The sequence below is a fragment of the Umezawaea beigongshangensis genome, from assembly GCF_016464305.1.
In the GTDB taxonomy this organism is placed as follows: Bacteria; Actinomycetota; Actinomycetes; order Mycobacteriales; family Pseudonocardiaceae; genus Umezawaea_A; species Umezawaea_A beigongshangensis.
Genome location: NZ_JAEIOJ010000010.1, coordinates 195,905 through 215,761, shown reverse-complemented (window position 1 = coordinate 215,761; position 19,857 = coordinate 195,905). Strand labels below are relative to the sequence as shown.

General features: G+C 72.5%; 17 protein-coding genes, 1 tRNA gene and 1 riboswitch. Of the genes, 7 read left to right on the top strand and 11 right to left on the bottom strand.

Annotated elements, in window-relative coordinates; genetic code table 11:
- Nucleotides 1-5 precede the first annotated feature (5 nt).
- The 3 genes from IMZ35_RS23780 to lanKC all read right to left on the bottom strand — a co-directional run bounded on the left by IMZ35_RS23780 (nt 6) and on the right by lanKC (nt 4,547).
- On the bottom strand, nt 6-1,667 hold the full coding sequence (locus tag IMZ35_RS23780; protein ID WP_199443386.1) for an ABC transporter ATP-binding protein: 1,662 nt from the start codon (nt 1,665-1,667) through the stop codon (nt 6-8).
- 126 nt (nt 1,668-1,793) lie between these two features.
- Complete coding sequence (locus IMZ35_RS23775; protein ID WP_199443385.1) at nt 1,794-1,919, bottom strand: SapB/AmfS family lanthipeptide; 126 nt, start codon at nt 1,917-1,919, stop codon at nt 1,794-1,796.
- Nucleotides 1,920-1,928: 9 nt separating this feature from the next.
- On the bottom strand, nt 1,929-4,547 hold the full coding sequence (gene lanKC, locus IMZ35_RS23770; protein ID WP_199443384.1) for a class III lanthionine synthetase LanKC: 2,619 nt from the start codon (nt 4,545-4,547) through the stop codon (nt 1,929-1,931).
- Between the two features lie 543 nt (nt 4,548-5,090).
- Between lanKC and IMZ35_RS23765 the strand changes: the two genes are divergently transcribed.
- The gene (locus IMZ35_RS23765; protein ID WP_199443383.1) at nt 5,091-5,672 is read left to right on the top strand and encodes a hypothetical protein; all 582 of its coding nucleotides are present in this window, start codon (nt 5,091-5,093) and stop codon (nt 5,670-5,672) included.
- 121 nt (nt 5,673-5,793) lie between these two features.
- Here IMZ35_RS23765 and IMZ35_RS23760 read toward each other — a convergent pair whose 3' ends face one another.
- The 6 genes from IMZ35_RS23760 to IMZ35_RS23735 all read right to left on the bottom strand — a co-directional run bounded on the left by IMZ35_RS23760 (nt 5,794) and on the right by IMZ35_RS23735 (nt 12,104).
- Nucleotides 5,794-7,029, bottom strand: a complete 1,236-nt coding sequence (locus IMZ35_RS23760; RefSeq protein ID WP_199443382.1) for a beta-ketoacyl-[acyl-carrier-protein] synthase family protein — start codon at nt 7,027-7,029, stop codon at nt 5,794-5,796.
- Nucleotides 7,026-7,265 (bottom strand): acyl carrier protein, encoded by a 240-nt coding sequence (locus IMZ35_RS23755; protein WP_199443381.1) that lies wholly within the window; start codon nt 7,263-7,265, stop codon nt 7,026-7,028. Before IMZ35_RS23755 ends, IMZ35_RS23760 begins: the two co-directional genes overlap by 4 nt.
- A gap of 70 nt (nt 7,266-7,335) precedes the next feature.
- Nucleotides 7,336-8,313 (bottom strand): beta-ketoacyl-ACP synthase III, encoded by a 978-nt coding sequence (locus tag IMZ35_RS23750; protein ID WP_199443380.1) that lies wholly within the window; start codon nt 8,311-8,313, stop codon nt 7,336-7,338.
- The gene (locus IMZ35_RS23745; RefSeq protein ID WP_199443379.1) at nt 8,310-9,239 is read right to left on the bottom strand and encodes an ACP S-malonyltransferase; all 930 of its coding nucleotides are present in this window, start codon (nt 9,237-9,239) and stop codon (nt 8,310-8,312) included. The genes IMZ35_RS23750 and IMZ35_RS23745 overlap by 4 nt, the downstream gene beginning before the upstream one ends.
- 182 nt (nt 9,240-9,421) lie before the next feature.
- Nucleotides 9,422-10,621: a PucR family transcriptional regulator gene (locus tag IMZ35_RS23740; protein ID WP_199443378.1), complete on the bottom strand. Its 1,200-nt coding sequence runs from the start codon at nt 10,619-10,621 to the stop codon at nt 9,422-9,424.
- Nucleotides 10,622-10,814: 193 nt separating this feature from the next.
- Nucleotides 10,815-12,104, bottom strand: a complete 1,290-nt coding sequence (locus IMZ35_RS23735) for a phytase (RefSeq protein ID WP_199443377.1) — start codon at nt 12,102-12,104, stop codon at nt 10,815-10,817.
- Between the two features lie 125 nt (nt 12,105-12,229).
- Nucleotides 12,230-12,358, top strand: a riboswitch (FMN riboswitch).
- A gap of 79 nt (nt 12,359-12,437) precedes the next feature.
- Here IMZ35_RS23735 and pnuC point away from each other — a divergent pair.
- Nucleotides 12,438-13,070, top strand: a complete 633-nt coding sequence (gene pnuC / locus IMZ35_RS23730; protein ID WP_199443376.1) for a nicotinamide riboside transporter PnuC — start codon at nt 12,438-12,440, stop codon at nt 13,068-13,070.
- Between the two features lie 74 nt (nt 13,071-13,144).
- On the opposite strand, the gene aceE is transcribed toward pnuC, so the two are convergent.
- Entirely contained in the window at nt 13,145-15,907 is a 2,763-nt protein-coding gene (aceE, locus tag IMZ35_RS23725) for a pyruvate dehydrogenase (acetyl-transferring), homodimeric type (protein ID WP_199443375.1), read from the bottom strand.
- A 344-nt stretch (nt 15,908-16,251) separates the two neighbouring features.
- Between aceE and IMZ35_RS23720 the strand changes: the two genes are divergently transcribed.
- From IMZ35_RS23720 to IMZ35_RS23700, 5 genes are all read left to right on the top strand, one after another.
- Nucleotides 16,252-16,683: a DUF3052 domain-containing protein gene (locus tag IMZ35_RS23720; RefSeq protein WP_199443374.1), complete on the top strand. Its 432-nt coding sequence runs from the start codon at nt 16,252-16,254 to the stop codon at nt 16,681-16,683.
- 95 nt (nt 16,684-16,778) lie between these two features.
- Nucleotides 16,779-17,243 carry a peroxiredoxin gene (locus tag IMZ35_RS23715; RefSeq protein ID WP_199443373.1) on the top strand — a complete coding sequence of 155 codons (465 nt, stop codon included), beginning with the start codon at nt 16,779-16,781 and terminating at the stop codon, nt 17,241-17,243.
- A 34-nt stretch (nt 17,244-17,277) separates the two neighbouring features.
- Nucleotides 17,278-17,352: transfer RNA gene (locus tag IMZ35_RS23710), tRNA-Val, on the top strand.
- 143 nt (nt 17,353-17,495) lie between these two features.
- Nucleotides 17,496-17,789 (top strand): hypothetical protein, encoded by a 294-nt coding sequence (locus IMZ35_RS23705; protein ID WP_199443372.1) that lies wholly within the window; start codon nt 17,496-17,498, stop codon nt 17,787-17,789.
- A gap of 5 nt (nt 17,790-17,794) precedes the next feature.
- Nucleotides 17,795-18,829, top strand: a complete 1,035-nt coding sequence (locus tag IMZ35_RS23700; protein WP_229373110.1) for a saccharopine dehydrogenase family protein — start codon at nt 17,795-17,797, stop codon at nt 18,827-18,829.
- Here IMZ35_RS23700 and lipA read toward each other — a convergent pair.
- Nucleotides 18,809-19,813, bottom strand: coding sequence for a lipoyl synthase (lipA, locus tag IMZ35_RS23695; protein ID WP_199443370.1), 1,005 nt, complete (start codon nt 19,811-19,813; stop codon nt 18,809-18,811). The two genes, IMZ35_RS23700 and lipA, sit on opposite strands and share 21 nt — an antisense overlap.
- Between the last annotated feature and the right edge of the window lie 44 nt (nt 19,814-19,857).

The following is a 19,857-nucleotide window of genomic DNA, read 5'->3' as shown; positions in this document are numbered from 1 at the left end:
CGCGGTCACCCGCGTGCCTCCGCGAACACCGCGCGGTACTCGGGGTCCTCCCACAGCACCTCGTGCGGGCCGCTGCGGCGCACCCGGCCGCGCTCCAGCCACACCACCAGGTCGGCGCGCTCGGCCGTGGTCACCCGGTGGGTGGTCACGACCCGCGTGCGTCCCGGCAGGGCCTCGTCGATCGCCCGGCTCACCCCGGACTCGGTGACGGCGTCCAGGCTCGCCGTGGCGTCGTCGAGCACCAGCACGCGCGGGTCGCGCACGATCGCCCGCGCCAGTCCCAGGCGCTGCGCCTCCCCGCCGGACAGCGGGGTCAGCGCCAGCGGCGTGTCGTAGCCCTCTGGCAGCCGCACGACGACGTCGTGCACCTGGGCGGCGCGGCACGCGGCGCGCACGCGGGAGCGGTCGGCCGACGTGCCGCAGGCCACGGCGTCGGCGACGGTGCGGCCCAGCAGGGCCGGGCGGTCGAAGGCGTGCCCGAAGACCGCCCCGGCCGACGTCTCCTGAAGCGGACGTCCGTCGAGCAGCACCCGGCCGGTGTCGGGTTCCAGCAGTCCGCCCAGCACGGAGGTGAGCGCCGACTTGCCGGAGCCGGAGGCCCCGACCACGACGACGAACGCCCCGGCGGGCACGACGAGGTCCACGTCGCGCAGCACGTCCGGCAGCACGCCGACCCCGCGCAGCTCCACGCGACCGGGACCGGGCGGGGGGTGCTGCGCGCCGCGACGCGGCGGCGGCGTGTCGAGCACCTCGGCGATGCGCGCGGCACCGGCGCGCGCCCGTGCCAGCGCGGTGAGCAGGGGGGCCTGTCTGACCAGCGACATCCCCAGCACGACGTAGCCCAGCGCGCCCAGCACCTGGCCGGTGCTCAGCCGGCCGGCCGCCAGCGAGAACCCGGCGGTGATCAGCACGGCCAGCTCGACGGCCGGGAGCAGCAGCGCGGCCCGCCACACCATCCGGGACTGCGCGCGCCACATCCCCGTTCCCGCCGCCGCGAGCCGCGGCAGGGGACGCAGCACCCTGGCGGTCTCCTGCTCGGCGGTGCCGGAGGCGGCGATCGTGCGGACGCCGCGCATCGCGTCCAGCAGGCGCGCGGACAGCTCGCCCGACACGCGCTGGTAGGCGGCGACGTCGTCGGCGGTCTGCCGCAGGTGCGTGCCCGCCAGCAGCAGCGCGACGGGGACGCCGGCGAGGAACACCATCGCCAGGCGCCAGTCCAGCAGCGCCAGGGCCACCACGGACCCCAGCGAGGTCAGCGCGGCCAGCGCGAGCCGCACGACGGTCACCGACACGCCGCCCGCCTCGGCGCAGTCGGTCGTCAGCCTGCTCACCGCGTCGCCCGAGGCGAACCGCCGCCGGGTGCCCAGCGCGAGCAGGTGGCCGGAGAGCCGGTGCCGCAGCCAGGCGGTTCCGCTGCTGGTGGTGCGCGCCCTGGCGATCACGTCCAGCACGTCCGCGACGACCTCGACGGCGGCGAGCGCGGCGAACCACAGGACCGCGCTCGTCACGCCGCCGCCGTCGAGCACCGCGTCCACCGCGCGTGCCACGGCGTCCGGCAGGAGCAGTCCGGCCGCGGCGGCGACACAACCCGACAGGACCAGCACCAGCAGCCACCACGGGTCACGGGTGGAAACCAGGGCCAAGAGGCTGCGGTCCGAAGGGTTCATCGGCACTTCCTCCGCGGGGTGCGCTGCCGCATGATGAACGAGGGGCGGGAGCGGCGCACTTCGACTGCGCCGCTCCCGCCCACGTGCTTCACCTCTGCGACCTCACGGGGTCGCGGCGTGCACCCGTCAGTTGCAGGTGGTGAGGCTCAGGCTGCTGTCGCCGCAGAGCAGCAGGCTCGCGCGGCTGCCGCCACCGGTCAGCTCCAGGCCCTCGGGGGTGTCCAGAACCTGCAGGTCGAGGATGTTCTCCATGATGACTCCCTAACTCGACTTCATCTCATCGGCCGGGTTCGGCCGACGTTCTGGGGGCTGCTGCTCACCGAGGAACGGCAGCGGGGGGATGCGGTCGTCCAGCGCCGCCGACACCGCGAGCAGCACGCCCGCGCTCCCGGTGCCGAGGTCGCAGGACAGTCGCAGGAGCTGGTTGCCGGGGAAGGCGATGCCGCCCCGGAAGTCGACGGCGTGCCAGGACAGCAGGGCCAGGTGCGCGGCCAGCGACTCCGCCCGCACGGGGTCCGGCTCGCGACGCTGCGCCAGGGCGAGCGCCGTGATCAGGCTTCCCCGGCCGAGCATCAGGCCGGGCTGGATCACGAACTCGCCGAGGCTGCTGCGCAGCAGCTGCGGCAGCAGGGCGACGCTCGGCGCGTCCGGGCTGTGCGGGGCGAGCTCGTTCGCCACCACCGCGATGCCGGCGCTGCCGGTCCGCAGGTAGGGCAGGGTGCGCAGTGAACCGTCGCGCACCTGGAGCGACCCGTCCGGGGTGACCGCGCACTCGTCCAGGTCGCGCAGCAGCGCGCGGTCCGCGAGGTCCAGCCAGGCGCGGTCGCCGGTGCGGCGGAACAGGTGCACGAACAGCAGCGCCGGACCGGACCAGCCGTGCAGCAGACCCGCCCGGCCGTGCTTGCCGGGACCGGCCGCGTGCTCCAGTCCCGCGGCCAGCCGGTCGCCGATCGCCACGGCCTGCGCCGCGTAGTCGTCGTCGCCGCGCGAGTCCGCGAAGTGCAGCAGGTTCAGCGCCACACCGGACAGTCCGCCGCCGAGACCGTGGTCCGGGGTCTGCTCGACCAGCGGCCGGAACTCCTCCACGAGTTCCGTCGCGCGGTCGTGGTGACCGAAGTTCTCCAGGACGTGCGCGATGCCGTGCGCGCCGTCGTAGAAGCCCGGACGGGTCGGCGGGGTCCGCCAGACGGTGTCGACGAGCCACTGCTCGTGCTCGGGGAAGCGCCCGGCGCCGGTGACCGCCAGCGCGTGCAGCACTCCGGCCGCGCCGCACCCGAAGACGGTGCCGCCCACCTCGAACTGCTCGATGTCGCCGGGGAAGAGCCGGTCCTGCCGCTCGGGCGTCGCGCTGGCGAGGATCGCCTCCGCGACGGCCTTGCGCACCGCGTCCCAGTCCGTCGCGGCGGGGTCGGAGTCCAGGCTGGCCCGCTCCAGCTCCGCGACCGGGCCCGGTGACACCGGAGCCGTCGGCGCGGGTCGCGGCGCCAGCGCGCCGCGCACCTGTTCGGCGTACCCGGCCGGCAGGTCGAAGCGCTGCTGGACGAACCGGACGTAGCCGTCGAGCTTCTCCGGGGACAGCGTCAGCATCGTGTTGAGCGGCAGGAACATCCACAGCCGCAGCGCGCCCAGGGCGTACTCGTCGACCTCGACGCCGCGGCGGTCGGCCGGGGCGTAGAACCCCGGTGCGCCCAGCGCCGGTCTGCGGTGGTCGTCGGCGGGGAACGCGAGCTCGAAGTCCACCAGGCCCACGGTGTCGTCCTCGTCGACGAGGACGTTGCGGTCGTGCAGGTCGCCGAACACCACGCCGCGCTCGTGCAGGGACGTGATGATCCGTTCGATCTGTGCGAGCACCCGCAGGGCGCGCGCCGTGAAGTCGGCGATCTCCTGCTCGGTGACCTCGTGCCTGCTCAGCGGGTAGTGCTGGGCCAGCCAGCGTCCCAGCGGGATGCCCGGCAGGTGGCTCATGGCGAGGAAGTGGTGCTCCCACGCGGTGAAGCGGCCCAGCAGCTGGGGCACGCCGGGCACGCCGCGCAGCCCCGCGAGGACGTCGTGCTCGCGCTCCAGCCGGGTCACCGCGTCGGTGCCGTCGCGGTCCAGCCCGGCGTGCGGACGGGCCTCCTTGAGCACGACCGGGTCTCCGCCACCGGCGGGAACGGCCTGGTAGACGCCGCCGCCGTTGGAGAAGTGCAGCGAGCTGCGCACCTGGTACGGGAAGTCCGTCGTGCTGCCACCGCGGGCCTCGACGTGCGGACGCAGGAAGTCCGGCAACTCGACCCAGTCGGGCACGTGGAACGTGGGCCTGCGCTCGTCGGGCACGAGCGTGCCGTCCGGGCGCTGCACGGCCGGCACGCGGTTGCCCTGCGCGTCGACGACCCACTGCTCCAGGAAGCCGCCGTAGCGCACGTAGAGGGGGCCGGAGCCGAAGCGCAGGTCGCTCAGGACGTAGGGACCGGGCTCACCGGCGAGTTCCGCGGCCAGCGCGGTCAGCGTCCGCTCCAGCTCCGCCTCGTCCCGCGGGTAGATCGTGACGAGCTTGCCGCTCGCCTGGCGGGGGGCGTACTTGGAGTTGCGGGCGGTCAGGATCGACCGGGTGCGCAGGTACTTGAAGGGGATGCCGTTCGCCGTGCAGTGGGCGTGCGTCGCGGTGAGCACGCGCTCGGCGTTGGCCGGGGTCGCCGACGCGTGGATCTTCCAGCCCTGCCCCGGCATGTCGCCCTCGGCCGGACGGAGCACCCGCCAGACGTCGCGGTCGCTCTGCGTCCAACCGGCCGGTAGTTCGGGGAGCGACAGCGAAAAGTCGTCGTCGGGCGTTTCTCCGTGGCTCTGCACGTCGAAGAAGTGACGATCTGCGAAGCAGTAGGCCTCGTAGCGGAGATCCACGGCAGGTCCCTTCTTCCCGACTCGGTGGGGCGCGGTGACCGACATATTCCCGCATGTGAACCATTAACCCGCCAATCCGCCATAACGGGGACGAGGCTCACCCGATCGTGTCTGACCGTGGAGCACGGGATGTCTCTGCGTGGAACGATCAGTAGCTCTGTCGTGCCCTAAACCACCCGTATGCCGTGTTTGAGATGACTCAGCGGCGTCATCGCCAGTTAATGTCTCCTTAATGCAGCACCGTCTCTACCTGCTGCGATGTCCCTGTGCTGCGGATTCGCGCCGGACGGGCGGGGATTACTGAAAGTTGCACGACCGGTGGTGCCGGTAATTCTACGTGTGTTCGAATTTTACAGATCGTGCATACTTTCGGATGGTGCTCGTTGCCCCGTTCGGTAGCATGTGTAAATATCAAAGGCGAATGTGTCTTGCATTTGTCCACGTCGATTGGTGCGCACCGGCTCCCCGTCGCGCGCGCGAGTGCGAAGAAGGTCCGCGCGGGGCGTGTGTGCACCGTCCACCGGTTGTGGGAGGCTCGGCGGCATGTCCAGCGTGCGGTGGTTGGTGCCCGTGGTCCTGGCGGTCGCCGCCGCCTCCGTCGGCGCGGGTGTCGTCGCACGCGACGTCTACACGCGGCCGAACGGCGGCGCGCGCACGACGATCGTCGTCTCGACACCGCTGACCACCTCGACCGCGGCCTCCGCCGAGCTGCCGGGCGACCCCACCGTGCAGCTCTCGCAGGACGCCGCGGTGCACCCGGACGGGGAGGTCGTCCGCGGCGTCCTCCAGCGCTACTTCGACTCGATCAACGACAAGAACTACGACAACTGGCGGGACGCGGTCACCAGGGAGCGCGGTGGCCAGTACGACCGGGCGCGGTGGAACCTCGACTTCTCGACCTCGCGGGACGGCGACGTCCTGGTGCACCGCATCGACGACGCCTCGGTCGACACCCTGCGGGTCCTGCTGTCCTTCACCAGCACCCAGGAGCTCACCAGGGCACCGGCGGACTTCCAGCACTCCTGCATCAGGTGGCGCGTGGTGCACCTGCTCGCCTGGGAGGACGGTGAGCTGAAGATGGAGGCCGGCCCCCAGGGGCGGACCCCGCAGCGCGACCCCTGCTGACTGACCCGCGAACGCGACGAGGGCCACCCCGTGATCGGGGTGGCCCTCGTCGGCTGAGCGGGGGCGTGGCGGCGTCGGCGGCACCACGAGCGGAGTTCGCACTCCGACCGGCCCGAGGGGATCAGGCCGGGGTGAAGGCGAGTGCGACGTTGTGCCCGCCGAAGCCGAACGAGTTGTTCACCGCGGCGGTCACCTCCATCTTGCGCGGCTCGCCGGACACGACGTCGAAGTCGACGGCGGGGTCCTGCTCCTCCAGGTTGAGCGTCTGGGGCAGCACGCCGTCGCGGATCGACAGGACGGTGATGATCGACTCGACCGCACCGGCGGCACCCAGCAGGTGCCCGAGCGAACCCTTGGGGGCCGTCAGGACCGGGTGGTCGCCCACCGCCCTGCGGATCGCCCGCGGCTCGATCACGTCGCCCACCGGGGTGGACGTGGCGTGGCAGTTGACGTGGTTCACGTCGCTGCCGGACAGGCCCGCGGTCCGCAGCGCCGCGGCCACGGCCCTGCCCTGGCCGAGACCCTCGGGGTCGGCGGCCGTGATGTGGTGACCGTCCGCGCTGGTGCCGATGCCCGCGAGCTTCGCGTAGACCCGTGCACCGCGTGCGGCGGCGAAGTCGGCGCGCTCCAGGACGACGATGCCGGCGCCCTCGCCGAGCACGAAGCCGTCGCGGCCGGTGTCGAAGGGACGCGACGCCTGCTGCGGCGCGTCGTTGCGGGTGCTCATGGTGCGGGCCTGGGCGAAGCCCGCCATCGTGATCGCCGCGATGGACGCCTCGGCGCCACCGGCGACGACCACGTCGGCCTCGCCGTCGCGGATCATGCGGTACGCCCACGCCAGCGCCTCGGCGCCGGACGCGCAGGCCGACACGGGGGCGTGCACCCCGGCGCGGGCCTTGAACTCCAGGCCGACGTGCGCGGCCGGGCCGTTCGGCATCAGCATCGGCACGATCAGCGGCGTGACCTTGCGGACGCCGGAGGACTCCAGCAGGTCGTCGTAGTCCAGCAGGGTCGTGACGCCACCGATGCCGGTGCCGATGACCACCGCGAGACGCTCCTTGTCCACGGAGTCCTCGGTCAGGCCCGCGTCCTCCCACGCCTGGCGAGAGGCGATGAGCGCCACCTGCTCGGCGCGGTCCAGGCGACGGGCCTCCACGCGGGGGAGGACGTCCGTCGGCTCGACCGCGAGACGAGCCGCGATCCGGACCGGGAGGTCGAAGCGCTCCACCCAGTCCTCGGTCAGCGGGGCGACGCCGCTGCGACCGGCCAGCAGGGCGTCCCACGTGGTGGGGACGTCACCCCCGAGCGGGGTGGTGGCACCCAGCCCGGTGATGACGACCTCGACGTTCTTCGTCATGCGTTGGCGGAGATGTAGTTCACCGCATCGCCCACGGTCTTGAGGTTGGCCAGCTCGTCGTCCGGGATCTTCACGCCGAACTTGTCCTCGGCCTGCACGGCGATCTCCACCATGGACAGCGAGTCGATGTCCAGGTCGTCCACGAAGGACTTCTCCGTGGTCACGTCGTCGGCGGCCACGCCGGCGACCTCTTCGACGATCTCCGCGAGACCCTTCTGGATGTCCTCGTTGCTCACTGCGTTCCTTCCTTCGTGCTTTCGCCGGTGGGGCGTTCGACCCACCGGAGTTCGTGTGGTGCGGAGGGGGTCAGGGGCAGCGGACGACCTGTGCCGCGTAGGACAGGCCGGCGCCGAACCCGACGAGCAGCAGCACGTCCCCGCTGGAGATCTCGCCGGCCGACCGCATGTGGTCGAGCGCCAGCGGGATCGAGGCGGCGGACGTGTTGCCGGACTCGACGATGTCACGGGCGACCACCAGGTCGTCACGAGCCCCCTTGCTGCGCAACCGCTTCGCGATGGCCTCGACGATGCGCAGGTTCGCCTGGTGCGGGACGAAGACGTCCACGTCGGACAGCTGGAGACCGGCGAGCTCGACGGCGCGGATCGCGACGGGCGCGATCTGCGTGGTCGCCCAGCGGAAGACCGTCTGGCCCTGCTGGGTGAGCGAGGAGTGCCGGTCGGCGATGGAGATGGCGTCGGCGAGCTCGCCCGCGCTGCCCCACGCCACCGGTCCCACCTGAGGCTCGTCGCTCGGTCCCAGGACCACGGCGCCGGCGCCGTCGGCGAAGATGATCGCCGTCGAGCGGTCGTCCTGGTCCACCCAGTCGGTGAACTTCTCCGCGCCGATCACCAGGACGTGCCGCGCCGAGCCCGAGCGGATCATGTCCGACGCGGCGGCCAGGGTGTAGCAGAACCCGGAGCACGCCGCGTTGACGTCGAACGCGGCGGCGGGCCCCACGCCGATCATGTGCGCGACCTGCGCGGCGGCGTTGGGGACCGGGCTCGGCATGGTGCACGTCGCGACGATCACGGCGTCCACGTCGGTGGGCGCGAGACCGGCGTCGGCGACGGCGTTCGCGCCCGCTCGCACGGCCATGTCCACCAGCAGCTCGTCCTTGTCGGCGAAGCGGCGGTTGACGATGCCGACCCGTTCGCGGATCCACTCGTCGGAGGTCTCCATGCGCTGCGAGAGGTCGTGGTTGCTGACGACCGTCTCCGGCTGGTGGCTGCCCAGGCCGAGGATGCGCGTGCCGGGGGAGACGGCGGGAAGGCTGAAGGTGGTCACGCGCCCACCTCGGCGGAGGTGATCAGCTCGACGACGCGGTCGAGGTCCTGCGGCGTCTTGAGCGCCACGCCCGTGGTGCCCGTCAGCTCGCGCTTGGCCAGGTTGACGAGGGTGCCGGCCGGGGGCAGCTCCACGACGGCGGTCGCGCCGCGCTCGGCGATCGTCGCCTGGCAGGAGTCCCAGCGGACGGGGCGGGTGACCTGGTCGACGAGGCGGCGGAGCACCTCGGCGCCGTCGCCGACCACGGCGCCGTCCGCGTTGGACAGCAGCGGCAGCACGGGGTCGGAGACGGTGATGCCGGCGGCGCGCACGCGCAGCGCCTCCCCGGCCGGAGCCATGAAGCGGGTGTGGAACGCCCCGGCGACCTTGAGCACGCGCACCTTGGCGCGGCCGGGCGGAGAGGCGACCAGCTCGTCGATCGCGGCCCGCGGACCAGCGGCGACGATCTGACCGGCGCCGTTGCGGTTGGCCGGGTCGAGGCCCAGCGCGGCGAGCGCGGCCAGCACCTCGTCGACCTCGCCGCCGAGGACGGCGGCCATGCCGGTGGGCTCCAGCGCGCACGCCTTCGCCATCTCCGCACCGCGCACGGCGGCCAGCGCCACGGCGTCGTCGGTGCTCAGCACGCCCGCGACGGCCGCGGCGGCGAGCTCGCCGACCGAGTGACCGCCCACGAGCACGTCACCCGGCAGCTCGACCCGGTTGCGCAGCTCCTCGAACGCGAGCAGCGCGAGGGCGACCACGAGCGGCTGCGTGATCGCGGTGTCCTTGATCTCCTCGGCGTCGGCCGTGGTGCCGAGCCGGAGCAGGTCCAGGTCCGTGGCCTTCGACCAGGCGGCGACCCGGTCCGCCGCTCCCGCGAGGTCGAGCCAGGGAGTCAGCATTCCTGGAGCCTGGGAGCCCTGTCCTGGGGCGAGCAGTGCGATCACGGGGCTCACTGAACACGGTCGCGGCTGTCGGCAGTGATGCCGTGGCTGACGAAGTACTCGCTCTGGATTTGTGGGGTCCCTACAAACGTGACGCGCTGATGGCCGTTGAAGCTCGTGACGCGTTGTCGAGGTCTGCCTGTGCGGCGGCCGCGGCGAGTGCGTTCTCGGTCACACCCGGTGGGTCACCACAGGCCGCGGGCCCTGGCCAACCGGCCCACCGACAGCGCGATCCGCAGCACCAGGGCGTCTCGCGGGTCAGCCGCGTTGCGCCCCGTCAGCTCCGTCACGCGGCGCAGCCGGTAGCGCACCGTGTTGGGGTGGACGAAGAGCTTGCGGGCGCACGACTCCAGCACCCCGCCGACCTCCAGGAACGTGTCCACCGTCTCCAGCAGCGAGCCGCCCGCGTCCTCCAGCGGCCTGGCGAACCGGTCGACGAGCTGCCACTCGGCCTCCGGGTCACCGGCCAGCGCGCGTTCGGGCAGCAGGTCCAGCGAGCGCACCGGGCGCGGCGCGGTCGGCCACCCCACGACCGCGCGCAGCCCCGACAGCGCGTCGCTCGCGCTGCGGTGCGCCTCGGCCAGCGTGGCCACCGTCGGCCCGGCCACGACGGCCCCGTCGCCGAACGCGGTCGCGATCTTCGACAACACCTCGCCGGCGCCGGTCTGGCCGCCCAGCACCACCACCAGGCGCGACCCCTGCACGCTCAGCAGCACCGGCCGCCCGTTGCGCGCCGCCTTGCTGCGCACCTCGTAGACGACGGCCGGCGGGTCGTCCGACGGCGGGTTGCCCACCAGCACCGTGGCCTCGGCGGCCGGGTCCCACCCCAGCGCGGTGGCGCGGGACAGCAGCGACTCCTCCGCGTCACCGCGGACGATGCCGTCGACCACGAGCGCCTCCAGCCGCGCGTCCCACGCGCCGCGCGCCTCGGCGGCCGTCGCGTACGACGTGGCGGCGGAGAACGCGATCTCCCGGCCGTAGCGCAGGACGCCCTGGGTCAGCAGGACCCGCTCGGCGTCGTCGGCGGCGAACTGCGGCAGCCGCTGCTCGAAGACCTCCAGCGCGACGCGCACCAGTTCGACGGTCTGCCGCAGGCTCACCCAGCGGGAGAAGTCCTTCGGCGCCGCCCGGAACGCCTCCGCGGTCAGCCGGATCGCCTGCCGCGGGTCCTGCAACCACGACACGAACCCGGCGACGCCGGTCTGGATCAGCAGCAGCACGCTCGCCCGCTGGTCGGCCGGCATCCGGCGGAACCAGCTCAGCCGGGTGTCCATCTCCGCGAGGCTCGCCGCGGCCAGCGCCCCCGACGAGCGCTCCAGCTCGCGCAACGTGCTGGTCTCGCCGGGCCACCCCGGCTGATCGTCGCCACCGACCGCGCTGCTCATGACCGCAAGAATCGCACGGACCTGCGGAGACGGTCCCCGCGGGCGGACGGCGGGGAAGAAGGAGAAACCGCCCAGTGCGACCAGCGCTCTGAGCGGTTTCCTCTCCCCGGTCCCCACCGGTCCCTCCACTCTGGACCATCTCGGCGGATGTGGCCACGCACGTCACCCCTTCGTGCCACCGGACCGGGAACGGTCAGGGGCGCACGGCCCGGCGCACGTCCGACCAGGCGACGAACGCGAAGCCGGTCGTGGCCGCGTCCCCCTCGGCGGGCTCGCGCTCGCCGTCGTGCACCACGAGCAGGCCGCGCGAGTACGGCCCGCCCAGGTCGGCCGTGACGACCGAGGCCCCGTCGGAGTGCTCCACAGAGTCGTTCCCGCGCCCGGCGCCCACGGCGAACTCGCCGAGCACCGCGTTGTCCCCCGTGCGGTCGTAGACCACGAAGCGCGAGTCGCCCTGGCTCGACACCAGGAGCTGACCCGTGCCGCGCGGCCCCTCGGCGATCGTCAGCCCCTCGGCGTCGGCCGTCAGGTGCTCGCCCCCGAAGCCGGGGTCGGCGCCGTCGGCGACGCACTCCTCGGTCTCCGGGTCGAACCGCCCGGGCACGCCGAACGAGCGCACCCGGTCCACCAGCTCCGGCTCGCCGAACCCGCTCGCGCGCAGCGGGACGCGCCAGACGCCGACGTCCTCCTGCGCCGCGTACGCCACGCCGTGCGCCGAGTCGATCACCACGCCCTCCAGCTGCGGCCGCTCGTCCGGCTCGCCGCAGGGCGTCCACGTCGTGCCGTCGGGCAGGACGAACGACGAGGGCAGGTCCAGGGTCGACACCACGCGGGTGCCGACGGTGCCGTCGCGGCCCGGCACGACCCGCAGCAGCGCCACGCGCGTCTCGTGCCTGCGGGTCACCAGCACCAGCGGCGTGCCCGTGACGCGGTCGGTGCCCGCCGCGAGCCCGTAGACCGTGCGCTGCTCGTCCACCTCGGCCTCGGAGGAGGAGAACACCGGGCGCGCGGCGGGGTCGGTCACGTCGGTCAGCACGTCGCCGCGGGCGTCCGCGCCGCGCGCGTCGACCTCGTGGACCCGCACCCGGTCCCGGCCCCGGTCGGTGACGAACGCCAGGTCCCGGCGCTGCCCGCCCACCCGGACACCGCTGAGCACGTCGACGTTGTTGAACCGGCCCGGCGCCGCGTCCGGCGTCGGCGCGGCCGGCGCGGGCCACGTGCCGAGCGTCGCGCCCGCGAGGTCGAACGCCGCCAGCCCGCCCTCCTTCAGCGTGCCGAGCACCACCGACCTCGCGGGGGAGCGCCGGTTCACCCAGATCGCCGGGTCGTCGGCGTCGGAGTTCGCGGGCGAGGCCGCCGGGTCGTCGGCGAACGCCCGCGTCTGGGAGACGGGCACCACGACGGGCGTCGTGACCGGCGCCGCCGCCAGCAGCGGCGCGAGCAGCAGGGGGACCGCGAGGACCGGCAGGACGGGAGGAGTCATGGTCGGAACGTAGCCAGCGGCGTTGTACTCCGGCTGAACTCCGGGTGGCGGGACGTGGTGTGCAGCACGTCACCCCCCTGTGCGGAACAGCCGGGCTGCGGGAGGATGTTGGACGCAGCAGGAGACGTGCGCTCCGGGGCTCGGTGAAACTCCGAACCGGCGGTACAGCCCGCGACCCGCGGACCAACCGGTCCGCGGCTGACCCGGTGGAACTCCGGGGCCGACGGTGACAGTCCGGATGAGAGGCGCGCACGCCGCCGGGCAGGGCCGTGCACGCACGCGCCCTCCCCCGGCGACGCACCGCCCCGGGCCGCACCGGGGACGGAGGACGCCGTGCACGTGTTGCTGGAGCAGGGGCTCGTGATCTTCGGGCAGAGGATCGCCTGGGCCGAGTTGTTCGGCCAGGTGTTCGCGCTGGCCGTCGTCTTCCTGGCGCAACGACGATCGCTGTGGACGTGGCCGGTCCAGCTCGCGTCGGTGTCGCTGCTGTTCGTCGTGTACCTCTCTGCGGACCTCGGCGGCCTCGCCACGCGCCAGGTCGTCGTGGGCCTCATCGCCGTCTACGGCTGGTTCGCCTGGGTCCGCCGCCGCGACCCGGTGTTCGGCGTCGTGGTGCGCCGGGGATCGACGCTGGAGCGGCTCGCCGTCGTCGTCGCCTTCGCCGTCGGCACCGTGGCGTTCGCGCTGGTCCTGGACGCGCTGGACGCCTCGTGGGCGCCCTGGCCCGACGCGGCGATCTTCATCGGCACGATCCTGGCGTTCGCCCTCCAGGGCATCGGCCTGGTCGAGTTCTGGCTGGTCTGGCTCGCCGTCGACGCGATCGGCGTGCCGCTCCAGATCAGCTCCGGCCTGTACTTCAGCGCCGCGATCTACGTGGTGTTCGCCGGCCTGGTGGTCTACGGCTGGATCGACTGGAACCGGGCGGCCAGGCGGACCGCGGACCGCCGCGGGTCGCTCACGGCCTGACTCCCGCCGCGGCGAACCGCGAACGCGAGGAGGGCCCGCGCTTCGCGAAGCGCGGGCCCTCCTCGTGGAGCTGACTACGCCAGACCGGCGTCCGACGTCGACGGTCCGGCCGCCATCACGTCGTCGATCCGGTACTTGCGCGCCGCCTCGACGACGACCGACTGCTCGACCTCACCGCGCTTGGCCAGCGCGGCCAGCGTCGCGACGACGATCGACTCGGTGTCGACGAGGAAGTGCCGCCTGGTCGCCGGGCGGGTGTCGGAGAAGCCGAACCCGTCCGTGCCCAGCGTGTGCATGTCCGTCGGCACGTACGGGCGGATGAGGTCGGGAACGGCCTTCATCCAGTCCGACACCGCCACGACCGGGCCGGACGTCTGCGCCAGCACCCGCGTCACGTACGGGATCTCCGCCTCCTGCTCCGGGTGCAGCAGGTTCTGCCGCTCGACCTCCACGGCCTCCCGGCGCAGCTCCGAGTAGGACGTGGCGGACCACACGTCGGCCTGCACACCCCACTCCTCGGCGAGGATCTCCTGCGCCCCGACCGCCCACGGCATCGCCACACCGGACGCCAGGAGCTGCGCGCGCGGACCGTTCTCGCCCGGAGCCGTGCGGTAGCGGTAGAGGCCCTTGAGCAGCCCCGCCACGTCCAGGTCCTCCGGCTCGGCCGGCTGCTGGTACGGCTCGTTGTACACGGTGAGGTAGTAGAAGACGTTCTCCGCGTCCTCGCCGTACATCCTGCGCAGACCGTCCTGGACGATGTGCGCCACCTCGAACGACCACGCGGGGTCGTAGGAGATCGCCGCGGGGTTGGTGTGCGCCAGCAGCAGCGAGTGCCCGTCGGCGTGCTGGAGGCCCTCGCCGGTCAGCGTCGTGCGGCCCGCCGTGGCGCCCAGCACGAAGCCGCGCGCCATCTGGTCCGCTGCGGCCCACAGACCGTCACCGGTCCGCTGGAACCCGAACATCGAGTAGAAGATGTAGATCGGGATCATCGGCTCGCCGTGCGTGGCGTACGACGTGCCCACCGCGGTGAACGACGCGGTCGACCCGGCCTCGTTGATGCCCTCGTGCAGGATCTGACCCTGCTCGGACTCCTTGTACGCCAGCATGAGCTGGGCGTCCACGGAGATGTACATCTGGCCGTTCGGGTTGTAGATCTTCTGCGACGGGAACATGGAGTCCATGCCGAACGTGCGCGCCTCGTCCGGGATGATCGGCACGATCCGCTTGCCGATCTCCGGGTCCTTGGACAGGTCGCGCACGAGCCGGACGAACGCCATCGTCGTGGCGACCTCCTGCTTGCCCGAACCGCGCTTGACGACGTCGTAGACCTTGTCGCCCGGCAGCACCAGCGGCTTGGCCGTGTTGCGCCGCTCCGGCACGAACCCGCCGAGCTGCTTGCGCCGCTCCTGCAGGTACTGGATCTCCGGGGAGTCCTCGCCGGGGTGGTAGTACGGCGGCAGGTACGGGTCGCGCTCCAGCTCCTCGTCGGAGATCGGGATGCGCAGGCTGTCCCGGAAGAGCTTGAGGTCCTGCAACGTCATCTTCTTCATCTGGTGCGTGGCGTTGCGCGCCGCGAAGTGCGGGCCCAGGCCGTAGCCCTTGATGGTCTTCGCCAGGACGACCGTCGGCTGACCGTGGTGCTCGGTCGCCGCCTTGTACGCCGCGTACACCTTGCGGTAGTCGTGACCGCCGCGCTTGAGGTTCCACACCTCGTCGTCGGTCATCGGAGCGACCAGCTCCTTGGTCCGCGGGTCGCGGCCGAAGAAGTGCTCCTTGACGTACGCGCCGTCGTTGGCCTTGTAGGTCTGGTAGTCGCCGTCGGGCGTCGTGTTCATCAGGTTCACGAGCGCGCCGTCGCGGTCGGCGTGCAGCAGCGAGTCCCACTCGCGGCCCCAGACGACCTTGATGACGTTCCAGCCCGCGCCGCGGAAGAACGACTCCAGCTCCTGGATGATCTTGCCGTTGCCGCGCACCGGGCCGTCGAGGCGCTGCAAGTTGCAGTTCACCACGAACGTCAGGTTGTCGAGCTGCTCGTTCGCCGCGATCTGGAGCAGGCCGCGCGACTCGGGCTCGTCCATCTCGCCGTCGCCGAGGAACGCCCAGACGTGCTGGTCGGACGTGTCCTTGAAGCCCCGGTCGTGCAGGTAGCGGTTGAACCGCGCCTGGTAGATCGCGTTCATCGGGCCGAGGCCCATGGACACGGTGGGGAACTCCCAGAAGTCCGGCATCAGCCGCGGGTGCGGGTACGACGGCAGACCGCCGCCGGGACCGGCGTGCGAGTGCTCCTGCCGGAACCCGTCGAGCTGGTCGGCGGTGAGCCTGCCCTCCAGGAAGGCGCGGGCGTAGACGCCGGGGGAGGCGTGACCCTGGATGAAGACGTGGTCACCGCCCCCGGGGTGGTCCTTGCCGCGGAAGAAGTGGTTGAAGCCGACCTCGTAGAGGCTCGCCGACGACGCGTAGGTCGAGATGTGACCGCCGACACCGACGCCCGGACGCTGCGCCCGGTGCACGGTCATCGCCGCGTTCCAGCGGATCCACGCGCGGTAGCGCCGCTCCACCTCCTCGTCGCCGGGGAACCAGGGCTCCCGCTCGGTCGGGATGGTGTTGACGTAGTCCGTGCTGGTCAGGGCCGGTACGCCGACGTGGTTCTCCCTGGCCCGTTCGAGCAGCCGGAGCATCAGGTAGCGGGCGCGCTGCTGGCCGCCGCCCTTGAGCGCGGCGTCGAAAGACTCCAGCCACTCCGACGTCTCCTCGGGATCGATGTCCGGGAGGTGGGCGGCGAGGCCGTCACGGATGACGCGCACCCGCTCGGGGGCGGCGTTGTTCTGCGGGGCCAAGGGTTCTCCTCGCCTTGATTGATCGGCCTGTTGGTCTGCTCCAGGGGCGGCCGGACCGGTGGAGCCGTTCCCATCGTCCCTCATCGTTGCCCGCTGGACACATTCACGTCACCACTACCGACCGGTAGTTCTGGATCGTGTCCTCGCGCGCGCGGATAGGAGGTGTGCAGAGCCTGCCTCATCCGTTCGGGGGAGGCGCGAGCGGGGGTGGAGTTGCGGCGTGTCATGAGGTCAACGGTTGCGCAGGTGCCCACTGTCAGTGTTCGCTAGCCGCGACCGGTATTGACACATCGCGCGGCAGTCGGGCCGACTGCCGCTCTTGCGTACATGGAGGAGTGAAAGCCGTGGTCGCCGCGGGAGACGCCGACAAGGGCGGTGTCGCCGAGAAGCTCGGGATCGCACCTGGGGCAGCAGTCCAGGAGATCGGTTGGGACGAGGACGTTGACGACGACGTGCGTGCCGCGATCGAGGAGCGGATCGGCAGCGATCTCCTCGACGAGGACACCGACGAGGTCGTGGACGTGGTGCTGCTCTGGTGGCGGGAGGACGACGGTGACCTGGTCGACGCTCTCATCAACGCCACCGGACCCCTGGCGGAGAACGGCGTGGTCTGGGTGCTGACGCCCAAGACCGGCCGGCCGGGGCACGTCGAACCGAGCGAGATCGCCGAAGCGGTGCCGACCGCCGGTCTCTCACAGACGTCGAACATCACCGTCGGCGAGGAGTGGGCGGGCACCAGGCTCGTGTCGCCGAAGTCGGCCAAGACGAAGCGCTGAGTGCACGCCGAGTCCTGGTTCTCAGCTGAACGCCGGGCCCCCGACCACGTGTCGCGGGGCCCGGCGCCGGGTCGTCACCGCGGAAGGACGTCGTCATGGCCGTGCAGGTGGGGGCACCTGCCCCGGACTTCACGCTTCCCGACACCGACAAGCAGCCCGTGACGCTGTCCGCGTTCCGGGGGAAGAAGAACGTGCTGCTGGTGTTCTTCCCGTTCGCGTTCAGCGGCATCTGCTCCGGTGAGCTGTGCCGGGTGCGCGACGACCTCGCGAGCTACGAGAACGAGAACGTGCAGGTCGTCGGCATCTCGGTGGACGCGCCGCCGAGCCTGCGGGTGTGGTCGCGGCAGGAGGGTTTCGGCTTTCCCCTGCTGTCGGACTTCTGGCCGCACGGCGAGGTGGCGCAGCGCTACGGTTCGTTCTACGAGAAGGCGGGCATGGCGACCAGGGGCACGTTCTTGATCGACACGGCGGGTGTCGTCCGGTTCGCGCAGGTCAACCAGCCCGGAGAACCGCGCGACCAGGAGTCGTGGAAGAAGGCGGTCGCCGCGCTCGGCGCGTGATCGATCGCACCGCGCCGGGAGACCGGCGCACCGGGGGCGCGTAGCTCAGCGGAAGAGCACTCGGTTTACACCCGAGCGGTCGCAGGTTCGAACCCTGCCGCGCCCACCACCCGACGTCCGCCCCGGGGGCACCGCGCGGAGAACCGGTTCTCCCGCCGCGGCCCTGTACCGCGACGGCACCGCCCCGTAACTTGACCTTCACTCTTCTGTGTCCTGCGTCTCGTGCGGGACGGGACGGTGCGAGGGGGCGGGATGACGGCGCGTGCGGTCGCGATCGTGGTCGGACTGGCGTTCGTGCTGGCCGGGCTGGTCATCGTCGTGGTGCAGCTCTCCACCGAGGCTCCGACGGGCATCACCATCTCCTGCGGCAACGGGCTCGGCGCGGGCTTCGACGAGGAGGCGGTGCGGGCGAGCAACCCCGCGTACGCGGAGGTGTGCGACCGCCTGCGCGCCCGGCGGCTGGTGTGGGCCGTCCCGGTCGCCGGGTTCGGCGCCGTGCTCCTGCTCGGCGGCGTGCTCGTGCGCGGGAGAAGATCGGAGCCGTGACGTGGATGCTGTACGGGGCCAACGGCTACACCGGGACGCTGATCGCCGAGCTGGCGGTGCGCCGGGGTGAACGGCCGGTGCTGGCCGGGCGTTCGGTGGAGAAGGTCGCCCCGCTGGCGGACCGCCTGGGTCTGGAGCACCGCTGTTTCGCCCTGAGCGCCGCGCAGAGCGCCCTGGAGGGCGTGGAGGTGGTCCTGCACTGCGCCGGGCCGTTCTCGGCGACCTCGGCGCCCCTGGTGGACGCCTGCCTCGCGACGGGCACGCACTACGCGGACGTCACCGGTGAGATCGACGTGTTCGAGGCCGTCGCCGCGCGCGACGCCGACGCGCGGGCGGCCGGGGTGGTGCTGCTGCCGGGGGTGGGCTTCGACGTCGTGCCCACCGACTGCCTCGCCGCGCTGCTGGTCGCGGAGCTGCCCTCGGCGACGAGCCTGGACCTGGCGTTCACGACCGGCGGCGGCGCGAGCCCCGGCACGGCCAGGACGGCACTGGAGGGCGGTGGCGGAGGTGGCCGCGTCCGGGTGGGCGGCGAGCTGCGGCGGGTGCCGGTGGCGCACCGCGCGATCGTCGCGCGGTTCCCGTCGGGACCGCGCCGGGTGGCGTCGATCCCCTGGGGCGACGTGAGCACGGCGCACCGCTCGACGGGCGTCCCGGACATCACCACCTACACCGTGCTGCCGGGCCTGACCGGGCCGCTGCACGGGCTCGTCGCGCCCCTGCTGCGCGCCCCGGCGGTGCGCCGCGCCGGGCTGGCTCTCGTCGGGAAGCTGGTCCGCGGTCCGGGCGAGCGCGTGCGCGCCCGCAGCCGCTGCGAGGTGTGGGGCCGGGTCCGCGACGAGGCCGGGCGCACCGTCTCGGGAGCGCTGAGCGGACCGAACCCCTACGACCTGACGGCGGACTCCGCCCTGCGCGCGGTGCGACGGCTGCTCGCGGGGGGCGTGCCCGCCGGCACGCACACGCCGTCCAGCGCGTTCGGAGCGGACTTCGTGCGCGAGCTGGACGGCGTGGTGGTGGGTGATCTAGTGCCGGGCGAGCAGTGAGGTGATCTCCTGCGCCGCGCTCCCGGCCTGGAGCAGGTGCTCCAGGTTCTCCGGCAGCTCGTCGCCGCGCTTCTGCACGGCCTGCGCGTAGAGGCGGCCCGCGCGGTAGGAGGAGCGCACCAGCGGTCCTGCCATGACGCCGCTGAAGCCGATCTCCTCGGCGGTCTCCTTGTGCACGAGGAACTCCTCCGGCTTCACCCAGCGCTCGACCGGGTGGTGCCGCGGGCTCGGCCGCAGGTACTGCGTGATCGTGATGATCTCGCAGCCGGCCTCGTGCAGGTCGCGCAGCGCCGCTGTCACCTCGTCGGGGGTCTCGCCCATGCCCAGGATCAGGTTGGACTTGGTGACCAGGCCGGCCTCGCGGGCCCTGGTGATCACCTCGAGGGAGCGCTCGTAGCGGAACGCCGGACGGATGCGCTTGAAGATGCGCGGCACCGTCTCCAGGTTGTGCGCGAGCACCTCGGGGCGCGAGGCGAAGACCTCGGCGAGCTGCTCGGGCACCGCGTTGAAGTCCGGGATCAGCAGCTCGACGCCGGTGCCGGGGTTCAGCTCGTGGATCTGCCGGACGGTCTCGGCGTAGAGCCACGCGCCGCCGTCGGCCAGGTCGTCGCGCGCGACGCCGGTGACGGTCGAGTAGCGCAGACCCATCGCCTGCACCGACTCGGCGACCCGGCGCGGTTCGTCGCGGTCCAGGTCGGCGGGCTTGCCGGTGTCGATCTGGCAGAAGTCGCAGCGTCGCGTGCACTGCTCACCGCCGATGAGGAAGGTGGCCTCGCGGTCCTCCCAGCACTCGTAGATGTTGGGACAACCGGCCTCTTCGCACACGGTGTGCAGGCCCTCGCGCTTGACCAGGCCCTTGAGCTCCCGGTACTCGGGGCCCATCTTGGCCTTCGTCTTGATCCAGGAGGGCTTCTTCTCGATCGGCGTCTGGCTGTTGCGGACTTCCAGGCGCAGCAGCTTCCGACCCTCGGGTACCACGGTCACCAGGCCACCCTACGCTCCGCGCGCCCGCGAGGGCAGGTCCGGTC